Genomic DNA, 15,444 nt, shown 5'->3' with positions numbered 1-15,444 from the left:
CTGCCGCTACCCAAGACCCTGGCGCCGAAGCCGTATCCTGCGTGCTAGGGTTGAGACGCCGCTTGGCGGACGAGCACAAGTTGACCCATGTTAGGAGCAGTGGAAAACCGGACGTTCTTCGGATTTCCGGGTTTCTGCTGAAAAACTGTAAAGGACGATCGTTTTTAGGAGTTCTTATGAAAAGCTGGATTTCTTTCATTATCGGTCTGACGCTCAGTTTAATCGTTACTCCTGGAATGGCCACCGAAGTGGAGGCCGGATTCCATGCCCTTGCCAATCTATCCCACTCACACCATGAAAATTCTCTTATCTCAATGGCAGATGATCGGCTTTCCGGTGTCGAAGGCGGTGCCATGAGGTACGATGGTTTGTTTAGACGAATAGGCCAAGATGTGACGATAAATTTTGCGCAAAACATTGCCGTCGTTGTTCAGACTGGCATCGCTGGTGGTGATGTGACCCAATTCTTAAACCTCACCCAGCAGATTGGGCGAAATAACTCGAATTGGAGTTGGTTTTAGAAGAACGGTTCGGTTTCGGGCTTAAATAAGAGTTACCGGAACCACTCCCGTGGCGTCTCTGTTGTGGCTCCGTAATGGATTTGGATGTCGGCGATGCTCGAAAGAGCGAATAACGGCAAAGGCTGAAGGGGCATTACGGAGCCCACAGGGATATATTCGGTGGACTTGATTCGACGGGTCCTCAGGCAATTATAGGTGTCGTTTGGGATAGTCGAAAAAAGCAAGTCGACCGCTCCCTTCCATGATGTAGGCCCAGGAATCCACTTGGAACTCGATAGACGCGGTTCCGCAGGTGGGAATATTGCCGATGCTTTCGCCGGTCAGCCGATTAACCAGTTCGGTGAGGTGGGGATTATGGCCGATCAGGTAGACCCGGTTATGGGTATCTTCAATAGACCGAATCAACTCGATTAACGCCGGTGCCTCCTGCAGGTAAATGCTGTCGCGCATGGTAATCGCTTCGCTTTCATAACCTACTGCTTTCGCGATCAGCTTGGCGGTTTCGAGAGCGCGTCCGGCCGGGCTGGTCACGATCAAATCCGGTTCGAGATTTCGGAATTTCAACAGGCTGCCCATGAATGGCGCATCGCGTTTGCCCCGGTTGTTCAGGGGGCAATCGATGTCGGCTAGCGACGGTGTGTCCCAGCTGGATTTGGCGTGGCGGATGACGATTAAGTTTTTCATGACGGTGACTGCTCAAGCGATAAATCCGGAACTCCGGGTTTGCCTTTCGCGCACTGTCTGTAGTGCTTGGTCAAGGTTCAAGTCATTTAACGATTTAACGTCGAAATCGGGTTTGGGCAAGCCATCGGGGTAAGGCGTGCCCGGCGAAAACTGCCCGATGCGCACCAGGACGGTTACGATACCCAGTTGGGCGGCGCCTTTGATATCGGTATCCGGGCGGTCTCCGATCATGATCGCCTCGCCCGTCAGTCGATCCAATCGGCGCAGCGCTTCCAAAAACAGTCAGCGTTCCGGCTTGCCTATGAACAAGGGCTCCACTCCGGTGGCCGCGGCAAACGGCGCAATCAGGGCGCCGCCACCGGGCAACACGATGTCTTGGCCGTTCCAGGTTCCGTCGAGAACGGGGTCGGGATTGGTACCGATCAACTTCGCCTGTCCGAAGACCAATCGGTTAATACCTAAAGTCAGGGTTTCATAGGTGAGACCTTGACCTTCGCCGACGATTGCATAATCGGGTTCAGTGGCATCTTCTATTCCGTGCTGGCGGAGAGCTTCACGCAAGCCGCTACCGCCGACCGAGAAAATAACTAAAGCCGGGCTTTTCGGCTTGCAAAAACGCCGCTGTGGCGATCGCAGACGTCAATATTTTTGCGGGATCGATCTCCGGAAAGCCGAGCTTTGCCAGTTTATTAGCCAACGCATCGGGAGTCGTCGAGGAATTGTTGGTGATTAGCAAATTAGCAAATAAGGAAAATCGGAGATATCGCGGAGAAAAGTCCCCGCTCCGGGGATTGCGCGGTCGCCGCGATAGAGTATGCCGTCCATGTCGAGCAAGAACGCAGGCTTAGGCATCGCTTAACTCTCAAGTTCGAGCGGAACATTTTCATGAATTGATCCTCCCCGCACAAGCGGTATAACTTAGGCAAGTTCTCGATGAAAGAGCGTGGGCGATGCGTTGACGAGATGATTCTTCGTTATGCGCCGGCAGGTTATACTGTGTTTAAATTGCGTGTTTCCGCCGCGTTCTTATTCTCTTTCATGACCCCAAGGTTCCGACCGAGCCGTATTTGAAATAGTTCATTGTTTTAACACGCCCATATTTCAAGCAAAAGCCGTAATACTCAATCACGGGGGCGATTAAGGGCATATTCCCGGAGTGTTTGTCATTTGGTAATACCTTGACAATGTTGTGGGTTTTGCTATTTAGGCCTAATTTGCCCGAGCTTTTGTCCCGGCGGGTAAGAGAATTGCATGTGAGCGTATGAGAGATCTAAGCCTGATCATTAGCACAAAATTTGGTTACTGAGTTTCCGAGGAAAAAAACACTGTGAGCTTTCGAAGCTGGATCGTCGTCCTTCTGTTTCCTTTATTTTTCAATGATACGCTGGCCGAGCCTGGCAAGCCGGCGCCGCCACCCGCAGTTCCAGCACCGACCGCACCGGCTACACCCCCGGCGGACAAAGCGCCCGCGAAACCTTTTGAATTCTCGGATGTGGAGCAAAAGGCAAAGGAGTTAGCCCGTAAGCCTTATATGCGCGATGAAGCCGGGATGCCTGAGTTTCTGACCAAGCTGGACTACGATCAATACCGCGATATTCGGTATAAACCCGAAAAAGCCCTCTGGCGCGATGAGGCTTTGCCCTTTCAAATTCAGGCATTCCATCGCGGCTTTATGTTCAAGGATCGCGTGGTCATTAATATCGTGGACCATGGAAACGCCACGCGGCTAGCGTATTCGCCGGAACTGTTCGATTTCGGCAAGAATCAATTTCTCAACCCCCTTCCTGCGGATCTTGGATTCGCCGGCCTGCGTTTCCACCATCCTTTACGGAAGGACGACGTCATCGACGAGATCGCCGTTTTCCTGGGCGCTAGTTATTTCCGCGCGGTTGGGCTGGGGCAGGTATACGGCTTGTCCGCGCGCGGGTTGGCTATCGACACCGGTTTGCCGAAGGCGGAAGAGTTTCCGATTTTTAGGGAGTTTTGGATCGAAAAGCCGGCTAAGGACGCGAGTTCGCTCACGGTGTACGCCCTCTTGGACAGCCAGAGGGTAACCGGCGCATATCGTTTCGTCATTCATCCCGGCCTTGATTTGACGATGGATGTGACGAATCATCTTTATTTTCGCCAGAGCATCGAACGGATTGGACTTGCGCCGCTGACCAGCATGTTTTTCCATGGCGAGAACACCGATCGTTTTATGGATGACTTCCGCCCCGAGGTGCACGATTCCGACGGGCTTTTGATTGGAAGAAGCACAGGAGAATGGGTATGGCGTCCGCTCAACAATCCGCGCCAGCTTCGCATCAGCGTCTTCAAAGATACAAAGCCTGCGGGTTTCGGGCTGATGACAAGGGACCGTGACTTCGACCATTACCAAGACTTGGAAGCCAGCTATCACCGGCGCCCCAGTGCCTGGATCGAAGCCTTGGGCGATTGGGGACCCGGCGCGGTTTACTTGATCGAAATCCCGAGCGACGCGGAGAAGTACGACAATATCGTCGCTTTTTGGGTGCCTGACCAGCCGACCGGGGAAGGCAAGGAATACACGTACAGCTATCGTTTGCATTTCGAGTTGGACGAGTTCACCGCGCCGGGTGGCGGCAAAGTCGTAGCCACGCGCATTGGTGCTGTGGCTCCGGATAGCCCAAACCGTAAATTCATGGTCGAGTTTGCCAGCCCCACGCTCAAATTGCTCAGCGATAAGGCCGCGGTTGAAGCCGAGGTGGGTGCTTCCGCCGGTAAGATTACCAATACCGTGGTTCAGAAAAACGGAGAAAATGGCAACTGGCGTCTGTGTTTTGAATTGGAGCCGGAAAAGGACAAAGACCCAATTGAGTTGCGTGCGATGTTGAAATCCGGCAAGGATGCGCTCACCGAAACGTGGGTTTACCAGTGGAATCGTCGATGAATCAAGTGCGGATTTTAGAAGAGATGATCACTCCCGGTGATCCGGAGCCTGCTTCGCAATCATGGCCTCCTGGGATCAAGGAGCGAGTCATGGCCTATTTGCGGAGTCTCGGCTTGTCTCAGCAGAGTCTCGTTGACGAGTTAGCCGACGATTGTCTGAACCGGGCCCAGCGCCGGGTGGGGCGGGGGGCTGGAGACGAGTTGCTAAGGCGCGCGGTAGAAGAGGCTCAACGGCGTTTCGACCATGCCTTGGCACGCACCATGCGTTTGTCTCCGTCCAAAGATACTCATCCCATAGCGGCGGCGCGTGCGGCCTTGCTGTTGACCGGCAGCCCGTTAGCCGGCGATGCCCTGTTCGGAAATCCGGACCAGTCGCCGGAGAGCGGTGAAATGCTAAGAGAAATTCTGCCTCGTCCCACGCCGCCAGAGGACCATATTTCTATGGCCGAACAGCCGCTGAGATTTTGGCTGTTCAAATCGACTCATCAACGCAGTTAACCGTTACATCTTTGAATATGTCTTCCCATGCCAGCGCATTGCCGGGCTATGTCCGCACTATACGGCGAACATTTTTCTTTATTCTAGTGACCCTAACGGCCTTCGCGGCGCTTGCCATGATAACGAGCGCTTTCCTGCAGAATGGAATTACGCCGCAGGAGATTGTGCTGCTCGTGCTCTATACCTTGCTGATTCTATGGGTCAGCACTTCCTTCTGGACCGCTACGCTTGGATTCTGGTGCTTGATTCGGGGGGGCGATAAGCGCTCGATCACGAGGTTGGCCCTGAACGTGGACACGATGTCCGACCAAGAGCCGGCGCGCACCGCGCTGGTGATGCCGATCTATAACGAAGATCCGGTGCGGGTATTCGCAGGGCTCCGGGCGATTTATCAATCGCTGCGCGAAACCGGTCGTGCGGACGAGTTCGAACTGTTCATCCTCAGCGATACCCGCGATCCCGATACCTGGATGCAGGAAGAGGTAAATTGGTATCACATGTGCCGTGACTTCAATGCGCACGGCAAAATCTTTTACCGCAATCGTGAGAAGAACATCGCCCGTAAGAGCGGCAATATCGAAGACTTTTGCCGGCGCTGGGGCGGCCGTTACCGCTACATGATCGTGCTGGATGCCGATAGCCTTATGGCCGGTGAGACACTCGTGAAAATGGTGGACCTGATGGAGGCTCATCCCCGGGTTGCCCTGATTCAGTCGCCGCCGCTGCCCGTGAACCATAAATCGTTGTTCGCCCGTATCCTACAGTTCGCCAGCAGCCTGTACAGCGATATCTTCATTGCGGGAATCAATTTTTGGCAGCTTTCGGGCAGCAATTATTGGGGGCACAATGCCATTATCCGGATGCAGCCCTTCGTTAAGCATTGCGGTCTGCCAAAGTTGCCGGGGCGGGAGCCTTTCGGCGGCGAGATTTTGAGCCATGACTTCGTTGAAGCCACGTTGTTGCGTAAGGCCGGTTGGGAGGTGTGGCTGGCGGCTGACCTTAAGGGCAGCTACGAGGAGTTGCCGCCTACACTGATCGATTATGCCAAGCGCGATCGGCGCTGGTGCCAGGGCAATCTACAGCATTTGCGCATGGTTTTCGCCCGCGGCTTGTCCGGGCTTAGCCGCTTATATTTCCTAATGGGCATCATGTCGTATCTTTCTTCGCCGCTGTGGCTGTTGTTTTTAGTATTGACCGGCTTTGAGGCGTACGTGCAGAGCCAAACTATGCCGGTTTATTTCTTCGGCGATAATATTTTTCCGGTCTGGCCCGAGTCTTATACCGTCGAGATGACGACGGTGCTGCTCGTGACGCTGGCCATGTTGTTTCTGCCGAAATTCTGGAGTTTCTTGTTGCTCCTGACGCGCCCCAAAATGATCAGGAGCTATGGCGGCGTGATCCGGGCCGCTCTCAGCGTTTTCTTCGAAAGCGTTTTTTCAATGCTTACGGCGCCGGTGCTCATGCTGTACCAGAGTAAATTCGTCGTAGCCATTTTGTTGCGCCGCAGCGTCGGTTGGCCTCCGCAAAATCGCGGCGATCACCGTTTGAGCCTTAAGGAAGCGACGCTTGCTCACGGCGGGCAGACGTTGACCGGATTGGGAGCCGGGTGGCTGAGCTATGAGTATGTGCCTGACTTTTTCCTGTGGCTGATACCGGTCTTGGCCGGGTTGGTTCTCGCCATACCCATTTCGATTCTTTCCAGCAGCACAAAAGTAGGCTTGCTTGCCCGTAAACTCGGATTTTTTGTGACCCCGGAAGAATACAGGGCGCCGCGTGTAGTCGAACTGCTTCAGGAAAACCTCGCTCGAGCCGAGCAAGCGGGCGCGCAAAATGAAGGCGAGTTGAACGTTGCCGACCCGGGTGCATGTTCCTTGCATCTCGCGCTTCTGCCTAATCGTCCGGTCAAAAAACGCCAGCGCCACCAGTTGCGCGCTTTGGTGTATCAATTGGTGGAAGAGGGGTCGGAAACTCTCTCCGCCGCCGACAAGCGCACCTTGATTTCCGATCCGGAGACACTGATGCGTTTGCATACCTTGGCCTGGAGCCGGAAGGATAAGGATAGCTCTCAGCCGTCCTGAGCAGCGACCGCCCATGAACGAGCGGCTACGTTCATTAATCCTCCATCAGGAGACCTTGAAGACATGCGTGCGCTGCACCGGGATGATCGGGCCGGTGGTAATGGGCCACGCCGTGTTGTCGCCGGTGGTTCTCATCGGCCAGGCGCCGGGCGCCAAGGAGGGGCAATTCGGAAAACCTTTTGCATGGACGGCAGGAAAAACCCTCTTCAAGTGGTTTGCCGAGATAGGCATAGGCGAAGACGACTTTCGCCGCAATGTCTACATGGCGGCGGTCTGCCGCTGCTTTCCCGGCAAAAACCCGAAAGGCGGCGATCGGGTTCCGGCTCCCGAGGAGATTGCCCATTGCGCTGATTGGCTGAATGCCGAGCTTCGGCTTCTCAGACCCAAGCTTATTATTCCGGTCGGCAAGCTCGCGATACGTCAGATTCTCGTCGCGGATAGGCTGGATCAGGTGATTGGACTCCGGCATGAGCTTCGTCGGGAAGGTCTAGACGCAGATGTGATACCCTTGCCTCACCCATCCGGAGCCTCGACCTGGCACCGTCGAGAGCCCGGTAAAACCTTACTGTACAATGCATTAAGGCTGATCCACGGGCATCCCGCCTGGGGCGAGGTATGTCGGGGTTCAAGTGATGGATTTTTGACGTAACGCAAAAGTTATGCACACACGGATGCATTGGTTGTCAATTTCTCGCCGCGCTGGTAGTCGGTTTTTGTGATTTTTTCAACTTATTGATTAATCGCATATTTTGGCTTGAAAAGGATTTTGTCAAATTAAAGAAACTTCAGGAATCGCGGGGCTTCAAGGGAATTTTAGATCTGCTCTCCACAAACTTATCCACAGATTCTGTGAATATCTTCTTCTAAGAAGTGCGACAGAATTCTCACTACGAATCAATGGAAGATTCAACATAAGGAATACCGATGCAAACAATCAACGCTCAGGTAAGGCCGGAAGGCGCTCTGGAGGTATTGTCCAAACTGGAAGTGGCGAAGTTGCTCGATACCAGCCAGGGTGGCCTTCATCAGCTTTTCCGCCGTTGCTCGCTGGCGGTTTTGAATTGCGGCAGTGCCGTCGATGACAGCAAGCTGGTGCTTGAGCAACACAAAGAGTTTGACATTCGTGTACTGCAACAACAGCGCGGCATTAAGTTGGAGGTGCTGAATGCACCGGTCTCGGCTTTCGTCGACGGCGAAATGGTCAAAGGCATACGGGAGCATCTGTTTTCGGTGCTTCGGGATATTGTTTTCACCGGTTCGGAAATCGTATCGAACCCGGCATTCAACCTGAGCAAGTCGGAAGATGTCACCAGCGCGGTCTTCCATATCCTGCGCAACGCCGGCTGTCTGATAACGGAAGCAAGTCCGAATTTAGTCGTGTGCTGGGGAGGGCACTCGATCAGCCGGGAAGAGTACGATTACACGAAGGAGGTGGGCCATGAGCTGGGATTGCGGGGGCTCCACGTTTGTACCGGGTGCGGTCCGGGAGCCATGAAAGGACCGATGAAAGGCGCCACCATCGGCCACGCCAAACAACGCATCCATGATGCCCGTTATGTGGGTGTTTCGGAGCCGGGAATCATCGCGGCGGAACCGCCCAATCCCATCGTCAACGAACTGGTTATCATGCCGGACATCGAAAAACGCCTGGAAGCGTTCGTCAGGCTCGGGCACGGTATTATCATCTTTCCCGGTGGTGTCGGCACGGCCGAGGAGATTCTCCACCTCCTCGGGATTTTGCTCCATCCCGACAACAAGAATTTACCGTTCCCGGTGATTTTAACGGGGCCTGCCGAGTGTGCCGGCTATTTCGAGCTGATAGACCGGTTTCTGACCTCGACAATCGGTCGGGAAGTGCGCCGATGCTATCGGATCATCATCGATGATCCCGCCGGAGTAGCCCGGGAAATGAAAGAAGGAATCAGCCTGGTGCGGGAATTCCGAAAGCAAAACGGCGACGCTTACTACTTTAATTGGCTGCTCAAAATCGAGCAGCAGTTTCAAATGCCTTTTCTGCCCACGCATCAAAATATGACGGCCTTGGAACTGCATCGACAGCAGGAAGCCCACCATTTGGCGGCCAACCTGCGCCGAGCCTTTTCCGGAATCGTGGCCGGAAACGTGAAAGCGGAAGGCATTCGAGCCATCGAGGAGCATGGGCCTTTCGAGTTACAAGGCGATTCGGCGGTTCTAAAGCCTCTGGACGAGCTGTTGGCGGCTTTCGTCGCACAAGGCCGCATGAAGCTGCCCGGCGTGCGTTACGAGCCCTGTTACCGGTTGGTAGCGTAATTCATTACTAGGAAATAACTGCTTTAGAGGTGTGAGCCCAAAATGTTCATCGCTATGAACCGATTCAAGATCGCTTTAGGGAAGGAGAGCGAGTTCGTTGCAATATGGCGGAATCGTGAAACGTATTTGGATGAAGTTCCGGGGTTCCGTGAGTTTCATCTGCTACAAGGTCCGACCAACGAAGAGCACACGCTATTCGCCTCCCATTCGATTTGGGAGTCGAAGGAGGCTTTCGAAGTCTGGACACGGTCGGAGGCTTTTCGGAAGGCTCACTCCAGCGCGGGTGGAAGCAAAGGACTCTACCTTGGGCACCCTCAATTCGAGGGATTCGAGGTCGTACTTTAGAGCATTGTTCGCTGCAGCGTGGCGGCGGCGCGAATTAGGAAGCCGCCCTCACGGGGCAGAGGTATAGCGTCCGCCATCGCGGATGCTATACCAAACCAGAAAACGCTCTAATCGGCTGTTTGAGCCTCCATTGGACCGCCGCAAGGCTTGAGGCTCGAGTCGTCGAACCGCTTGAGCGGTGAAGAGGGGACTTTATTTCGCCGCTTTCTGCACAATGCTGTCGATGTCTTTCTTGCGCAGGTATGCCCTAATCTTGTCGGCGTCGGCCAGTGTGGCATAAGGACCGATCTTGACGCGATACCAGGCGGAATTTTCAATCTCGATCATTTCGACCTTGGCCTTGATCTTGATCTTGGCCAAGTCGGCCTTCAGTTGTTCGGCATTCTGTAGATTGTCAAAAGATCCGGCTTGCACCAGATAAAGCGCCGCGGTGGGCTTATTTCCCCGGCTTTCCTCCCGCTTGATGGTTTTGATCTCGCTTTCAGGAATGATGACTTCTTTTTCAGGGAGGATTTTGTAAAAGGTAAACCGCGGCTCCCGCGGCTTGGTCGGTTGGGGTTTTTGCTCCGGTTTCTTGTCGGTTTTGTCCTTACCCCGGCTGTTTTGTTTCGTCTCTTTCTCCGGCTGACTCGTCTTTCCGGCGTCTGGATTTACGGCGGCGACTTGGGGTGAGGGCGCCGGCAGGGTCACAGTTTCGGGTACCTTAGGGTTTTCCTCTCCATCGGCGCCTGAGAAAAAGTACACGACGAGACCGATCGCGCCGACTATGCCGGCCACCGCAATTCCCCACCGCCTCGGAATTTGGGGGCTGCGTTTTCGATATCCCGGAATCCTGTGTTTATAGTCCTTGGACATGCCTTTACATCGCTTCGGGCGCGGAAACGTCCAGTAGGTTTAAACCATTGCCGATCACCTGTCTCACGGCGGCAATCAGGTTCAGGCGGGCGTCCCGCAACGCCGCATCTTCCACCAGGAACTGATGGGCGTTGTAATAGGTGTGGAATTCGTACGCCAGCTCGCGTAGATAGTGCACCAGATGATGCGGTTCGTGCTGCAGTGCCGATTGCTCCACAACCTCGGGATAACGAGACAGCGTGTTGACCAGAGCCAACTCGTGCGCCTCGGTCAATAGCTCCAGATGCTTCATGCCGCCGACGAGATTGCGCTCCCAGCCTTTTTCGTCCAGTTGCCGAAATACGCTGCAAATCCGCGCGTGAGCGTATTGCACATAATAGACCGGGTTTTCGTTGGTCCTTGATGTGGCCAGCTTCAGGTCGAAATCCATGTGCTGGTCGGATTTTCGCATGACGTAGAAGAAGCGGGCGGCGTCCTTGCCCACTTCGTTGCGAAGCTGCCGGAGCGTTACGAATTCCCCGGAGCGGGTGGACATCTGGACTCTTTCCTCGCCGCGATAAAGAACCGCGAACTGGACCAACAGCACGTCGAGCCGTTTGGGGTCGCCCCCCAAAGCTTCGATGGCGGCTTTGACGCGGGGAATATAGCCGTGGTGGTCGGCGCCCCAGATGTTGATGATTTGGTCGAAACCGCGCTCCAGCTTGTTCAAGTGGTAAGCGATGTCGGACGCGAAATAGGTCATCTGACCGTTCTCCCGAACCACCACCCGGTCTTTTTCGTCCCCCAGCCGGCTTGAGGCGAACCAGATCGCACCGTCTTTCTCGTATAGATAACCCGCTTCTCGAAGTTTTTCGAGCGATCTTTCGACCGCCCCGGCGTCGGTAAGGCTGCGTTCGGAAAACCATTCGTCGTAGCGAACCCCGAACTCCTCCAGATCTTGGCGAATGTCATCGAGGATGCTGTCGAGGCCAGCGTCGAACACGGTCCGGTAACCTTCGACGCCCAGCAGCGACTTGGCCCGTGCTACCAACGCGTCGATATGAATTTCTTTATCGCCGCCCTGGGGCTCGTCCGGTGGCATGTCCGCCATGACCTCGGACGCCGATCGCCTGAATTTCTCCCCTGCCTGCTTGTGCAATTCCCAAGCGACCGTGCGTACGTATTCGCCGCGATAGCCGTTGCTCGGGAAGGTCAACACTTCGCCGCATTCCTCCAGGTAACGGAGCCAGACGCTGGCGGCCAGAATATCCATCTGCCGACCGGCGTCATTTACGTAGTATTCGCGGTGTACCTCGAACCCGGCGGCGGCCAACAGGTTCGCCACCACCGCACCGTAAGCCGCGCCGCGGCCGTGTCCCACATGCAAAGGGCCGGTCGGATTGGCCGAAACGAATTCCACCTGCACCTTTCGGCCCGCTCCGACGACGCTCTGACCGAACTCGTGTCCGGCCTCGTGGATCTCGCCGATGATTTGATGTTGGGTTTTGGCGTCGATGAAGAAGTTTATGAATCCGGGGCCGGCGACCTCAAGCTTGGCGATAACGCTGTCTTCGGGTAACGCCGCTATGATCTTTTCCGCCAATTGCCGGGGATTGCAGCGAGCGGTTTTGCCCAGGGTCATCGCCAGATTGGAGGCGAAATCCCCGTGCTGGGCGTCGCGGGCGCGCTCCACCATAATGGCCGGATCAATATCGGCAGGTAGCTCGCCATTCGCTTTCAATGCGGAAACGGCGCTATGCAGCAGACTCTCCAGACGTTTTTTCATGCGGGGAATGGCTAGGACGGGAAAAATGAGCGGCTATTATCCTAAAATCGTAGACGTGCTTGCAATGCGGGTGCTGGCTTCAACGCTCGGGTTGCCCATCCTCGCCTCGAATACTCTGCGGCCGTAGCCTTCCGGCCCATCTTCTCCGCGCTGAGCGTGCCGATAGGATGGCGTCGGGAAAAATGGGAGGTCCGCCTGTTTCGCGTTCCGCTCGATCATGTCCCTGCCATCCCGATTGGTTTTTTTGGACTATGCATTTGTCCTTATATGCCAGTCATAGTCTGTCCGATTAATCTGCAGTCAGTTTGATTGCCCTTCCAGTCCACTGCAACATACCCGGAGGTGCGGCATGAATGCCGATCTGGTGCAGGTATCCAATCTTTGGCCGTTCATCGCTTATGTCGCGGCGGTGGTCGTCGTGGTGGCAGCGATGTTGGCAATCCCGTATGTTCTGGCCCAGAGCCACCGTGGACGCGCGACCGGCGAGCAATTCGAATCCGGAGTCGTCCCGGTAGGCGACATCCATGTGCGCCTCTCTATCCAGTTCTATCCGGTCGCGATCTTTTTCGTGATCTTCGACCTGGAGTCCGTTTTCATCTTCGCCTGGGCCGTCGCGTTCCGGGAGGCCGGCTGGGTCGGCTACGTCGAGATGTCGGTATTTATCGGTATCTTGCTGGCGGCTTTGATCTATCTCTGGAGGATCGGCGCCCTGGATTGGCGTACGGCGCGCCAAAAATTGCAGGATGCTCAACTCCGGGCATAGACATAGAGGACGTATTTATGGAGTGGACGCTTACCAGAGCCGACGCAGACCCCGCGCCCCGCCCGGGCGAACAGGTCAACGAGGAGGCCGTGGGGCGGAACCTGCTCATGGCGAAGCTGGAGGATTTGATCGCCTGGGGCCGAGCCAATTCGGTCTGGCCTTTCAATTTCGGACTTTCCTGCTGTTACGTCGAGATGGCGACCGCCTTCACCAGCCGCTACGACATCGCTCGTTTCGGCTCGGAAGTAATACGGGCCAGCCCTCGGCAGGCGGATTTGATCGTGATCTCGGGCACGGTGTTCATGAAAATGGCGCCGGTGATCAAACGTCTTTACGAGCAGTTGCTGGAGCCGCGCTGGGTGATTTCGATGGGTTCGTGCGCCAATTCGGGCGGAATGTACGACGTTTACAGCGTGGTTCAGGGCGTGGACAAATTTCTTCCGGTGGACGTGTATGTACCGGGCTGCCCACCGCGCCCGGACGCCTTGCTCGAAGGCCTGATTCTGCTGCAGGAGGCCATCGGCAAGGAGAGACGGCCGCTCGGCTGGGTCGTCGGCGAAGGGGGTGTTCAAAAGGCGCCGATCAAAAGCTTTCGAGACCTCAAGACCCCGGAGCGCAAAATGGCCACCGAGTTACGCAGTCCGGATCACACATAGGTATCGGGGATGATTTCCACGGCGACCGAACGCAACGAAACAACGGCGGAAAGGCCGGATACCGGCGCGGTCGTGGCGGAACTCCGCAGCCGTTTCGGGGACGGCGAGTTTACCGTTCAATCCACCTATGACGGTATCCCGACCCTTTGGGTAAGCAAGGACCGTCTGCTCGACTGCCTGACTTATCTGAAGCGCGAGATCGAACGGCCTTACGCCATGCTGTTCGATCTCACCGCTATGGACGAACGCCTGCGCCAACGCCGGCCGGGACTCCCGGCCAGCGATTTCACACTGGTCTACCATCTCTTGTCGTTCGAGCGGAACGAGGATATCCGCCTCAAGGTCGCCCTATCCGAGAACCGGTTATCCGTGCCGAGCATCGCCTCGCTCTGGCCCAACGCCAACTGGTACGAGCGCGAAGTCTTCGACATGTTCGGGATTCGCTTCGAAGGGCATCCGAATCTCCGCCGTATCCTGATGCCACCCACCTGGCAAGGGTATCCGCTGCGCAAGGATCATCCGGCCCGCGCCACCGAGATGGGCCGGTTCACGCTGCCCGAGGAAAGGCAGGAGGTCGAACAGGAAGCCTTGCGTTTCGTGCCCGAAGAATGGGGGATGCGGCGATCCGGCGAAAGCAGTGATTTCCTGTTCCTCAATCTCGGCCCCAATCATCCCAGCGTGCACGGCGTGTTCCGCATCGCCCTGCAGCTCGACGGCGAAGAGATCGTCGATGCCGTGCCGGATATCGGTTATCACCATCGCGCCGCGGAGAAGATGGGAGAACGCCAGTCCTGGCACACCTACATCCCTTACACCGACCGGGTGGACTATCTCGGCGGCTCGCTGAACAACCTCCCTTACGTGATGGCGCTGGAACAAATGGCCGGTATCGAGGTGCCGCCCAGGGCGCAAGTGATTCGGGTGATGATCTCGGAGTTCTACCGGATCAACAACCATCTGCTTTTCTACGGCACTTTTGCCCAGGACGTGGGACAGCTGTCGCCGGTGTTCTACATGTTCACCGATCGCGAAGAGGTGTTCGAGATCATCGAGGCGATTACGGGCGGGCGCATGCATTCCAGCTTCTTCCGCATCGGCGGCACGGCAATGGATCTGCCCGAAGGCTGGGATAAGAAGGTGCGGGAGTTCATCGACTATTTCCCGAAGCGGCTGGCCCATTACGACAAGATGGTGCTGGCGAACAGCATCCTCAAGTGGCGCACTCAAGGCATCGGGGTTTACAACACTAAGGAAGCGATCGACTGGGGCGCGACCGGGCCGGGGTTAAGGGCCACGGGCCTTGCATGGGACTATCGCAAGGCGCGTCCGTATTCCGGCTACGAGAATTTCGATTTCGAGGTTCCGTCGGGGAAAAACGGGGACTGCTACGACCGGTGCCTGGTGCGGGTCGAAGAGATGCGGCAGAGCCTCAGGATCATCGAGCAATGCCTGAACAACATGCCATCGGGACCCCACAAGGCGTTTCATCCGCTGACGACCCCTCCGCCCAAGGCGCGGACGATGCACGATATCGAGACCCTGATCCAGCACTTCCTGAACGTAAGCTGGGGGCCGGTGATACCGGCCGGGGAAGGCTCCGCCTGCGTGGAGGGCACCAAGGGGCTCTATCGCTATTACCTCATCAGCGACGGCAACACGATGTCGTACCGTACCCGCATCCGTACGTCGTCATTCCCGCATCTCCAGATGATTCCCCTGATGTGCCGGGGCCTCATGATCGCCGATCTCATCGCGATTTTGGGGAGCATCGATTTCGTGATGTCGGATGTGGATAGGTGAGGGGGGGAATATGACGTTTCTAAATGGCTTGTTTGCGGAGGTTGAGGATGTCGGTCTAGCCAGCGGGTTTGGGGTAGTGGCAGCTGGTGCTGCCGGTGATTTTGAAGCGGGGGGCCGCCCCGCACGCGGGTTACTTTCTTTTGCTTGCCCAAAAGAAAGTAACCAAAGAAAAAGGCACCCGAATGACACGCTTAGCCCTGTGCTTCTCGCCCTGAGCCGGCGGCGACCGAAGGGACTTCCTGTCCCTCGGTCGCCGCGCGCGATCCCTCGCGCGCCCTTT

The 15,444-nt window shown here is 56.0% G+C and carries 16 protein-coding genes; 10 read left to right on the top strand and 6 right to left on the bottom strand.

Annotated elements, in window-relative coordinates:
• Positions 1–176 precede the first annotated feature (176 nt).
• On the top strand, positions 177–521 hold the full coding sequence (locus VEB01_RS06590) for a hypothetical protein (RefSeq protein ID WP_324873901.1): 345 nt from the start codon (positions 177–179) through the stop codon (positions 519–521).
• 189 nt (positions 522–710) lie between these two features.
• Here the strand turns inward: VEB01_RS06590 and VEB01_RS06585 are convergent, their stop codons facing one another.
• Genes VEB01_RS06585 through VEB01_RS23055 form a run of 4 tightly spaced genes read right to left on the bottom strand, consistent with a single transcriptional unit; the run spans position 711 to position 1,941 of the window.
• Positions 711–1,205 (bottom strand): SixA phosphatase family protein, encoded by a 495-nt coding sequence (locus tag VEB01_RS06585; protein WP_324873899.1) that lies wholly within the window; start codon positions 1,203–1,205, stop codon positions 711–713.
• A gap of 12 nt (positions 1,206–1,217) precedes the next feature.
• Complete coding sequence (locus tag VEB01_RS06580; protein ID WP_324873897.1) at positions 1,218–1,481, bottom strand: HAD hydrolase-like protein; 264 nt, start codon at positions 1,479–1,481, stop codon at positions 1,218–1,220.
• A 6-nt stretch (positions 1,482–1,487) separates the two neighbouring features.
• Positions 1,488–1,766, bottom strand: a complete 279-nt coding sequence (locus VEB01_RS06575) for an HAD family hydrolase (protein WP_324873896.1) — start codon at positions 1,764–1,766, stop codon at positions 1,488–1,490.
• 4 nt (positions 1,767–1,770) lie between these two features.
• Positions 1,771–1,941 carry a hypothetical protein gene (locus VEB01_RS23055; protein WP_414675422.1) on the bottom strand — a complete coding sequence of 57 codons (171 nt, stop codon included), beginning with the start codon at positions 1,939–1,941 and terminating at the stop codon, positions 1,771–1,773.
• Between the two features lie 591 nt (positions 1,942–2,532).
• On the opposite strand from VEB01_RS23055, the gene VEB01_RS06570 reads away from it, so the two are divergent.
• The 6 genes from VEB01_RS06570 (at position 2,533) to hmuQ (ending at position 9,325) form a co-directional block, all read left to right on the top strand.
• Positions 2,533–4,116, top strand: a complete 1,584-nt coding sequence (locus tag VEB01_RS06570) for an OpgD/OpgG family glucan biosynthesis protein (RefSeq protein WP_324873894.1) — start codon at positions 2,533–2,535, stop codon at positions 4,114–4,116.
• Positions 4,117–4,205: 89 nt separating this feature from the next.
• A complete protein-coding gene (locus VEB01_RS06565; protein ID WP_324873892.1) occupies positions 4,206–4,613 on the top strand; it encodes a hypothetical protein in 408 nt (135 codons plus the stop codon).
• Between the two features lie 17 nt (positions 4,614–4,630).
• Positions 4,631–6,691 (top strand): glucans biosynthesis glucosyltransferase MdoH, encoded by a 2,061-nt coding sequence (gene mdoH, locus VEB01_RS06560; protein WP_324873890.1) that lies wholly within the window; start codon positions 4,631–4,633, stop codon positions 6,689–6,691.
• 13 nt (positions 6,692–6,704) lie between these two features.
• The gene (locus VEB01_RS06555) at positions 6,705–7,340 is read left to right on the top strand and encodes a uracil-DNA glycosylase family protein (protein ID WP_324873889.1); all 636 of its coding nucleotides are present in this window, start codon (positions 6,705–6,707) and stop codon (positions 7,338–7,340) included.
• A gap of 275 nt (positions 7,341–7,615) precedes the next feature.
• A complete protein-coding gene (gene ppnN, locus VEB01_RS06550; protein ID WP_324873888.1) occupies positions 7,616–8,980 on the top strand; it encodes a nucleotide 5'-monophosphate nucleosidase PpnN in 1,365 nt (454 codons plus the stop codon).
• 42 nt (positions 8,981–9,022) lie between these two features.
• Positions 9,023–9,325, top strand: a complete 303-nt coding sequence (gene hmuQ, locus VEB01_RS06545; RefSeq protein WP_324873886.1) for a heme-degrading protein HmuQ — start codon at positions 9,023–9,025, stop codon at positions 9,323–9,325.
• Positions 9,326–9,517: 192 nt separating this feature from the next.
• On the opposite strand, the gene VEB01_RS06540 is transcribed toward hmuQ, so the two are convergent.
• Together VEB01_RS06540 and argS are read right to left on the bottom strand one after the other, a co-directional pair.
• Entirely contained in the window at positions 9,518–10,102 is a 585-nt protein-coding gene (locus tag VEB01_RS06540) for an SPOR domain-containing protein (RefSeq protein ID WP_324873884.1), read from the bottom strand.
• 82 nt (positions 10,103–10,184) lie between these two features.
• Positions 10,185–11,945: an arginine--tRNA ligase gene (gene argS / locus VEB01_RS06535; RefSeq protein ID WP_324873882.1), complete on the bottom strand. Its 1,761-nt coding sequence runs from the start codon at positions 11,943–11,945 to the stop codon at positions 10,185–10,187.
• A gap of 349 nt (positions 11,946–12,294) precedes the next feature.
• On the opposite strand from argS, the gene ndhC reads away from it, so the two are divergent.
• From ndhC to nuoC, 3 genes are read left to right on the top strand one after another with little or no spacing between them, the layout of a single operon-like run.
• Positions 12,295–12,708 (top strand): NADH-quinone oxidoreductase subunit A, encoded by a 414-nt coding sequence (gene ndhC / locus VEB01_RS06530; RefSeq protein WP_324873880.1) that lies wholly within the window; start codon positions 12,295–12,297, stop codon positions 12,706–12,708.
• A gap of 17 nt (positions 12,709–12,725) precedes the next feature.
• Positions 12,726–13,364 carry an NADH-quinone oxidoreductase subunit B gene (locus VEB01_RS06525; protein ID WP_324873878.1) on the top strand — a complete coding sequence of 213 codons (639 nt, stop codon included), beginning with the start codon at positions 12,726–12,728 and terminating at the stop codon, positions 13,362–13,364.
• A gap of 9 nt (positions 13,365–13,373) precedes the next feature.
• Positions 13,374–15,164: an NADH-quinone oxidoreductase subunit C/D gene (gene nuoC / locus VEB01_RS06520; protein ID WP_324873876.1), complete on the top strand. Its 1,791-nt coding sequence runs from the start codon at positions 13,374–13,376 to the stop codon at positions 15,162–15,164.
• The last annotated feature ends 280 nt before the right edge of the window (positions 15,165–15,444 follow it).

It is taken from the genome of Methylocaldum sp., from assembly GCF_035627495.1.
Lineage (GTDB): Bacteria > Pseudomonadota > Gammaproteobacteria > Methylococcales > Methylococcaceae > Methylocaldum.
The sequence above is the reverse complement of the archived record's forward strand: the minus strand, read 5'-3'. Positions and strand labels throughout refer to the sequence as shown.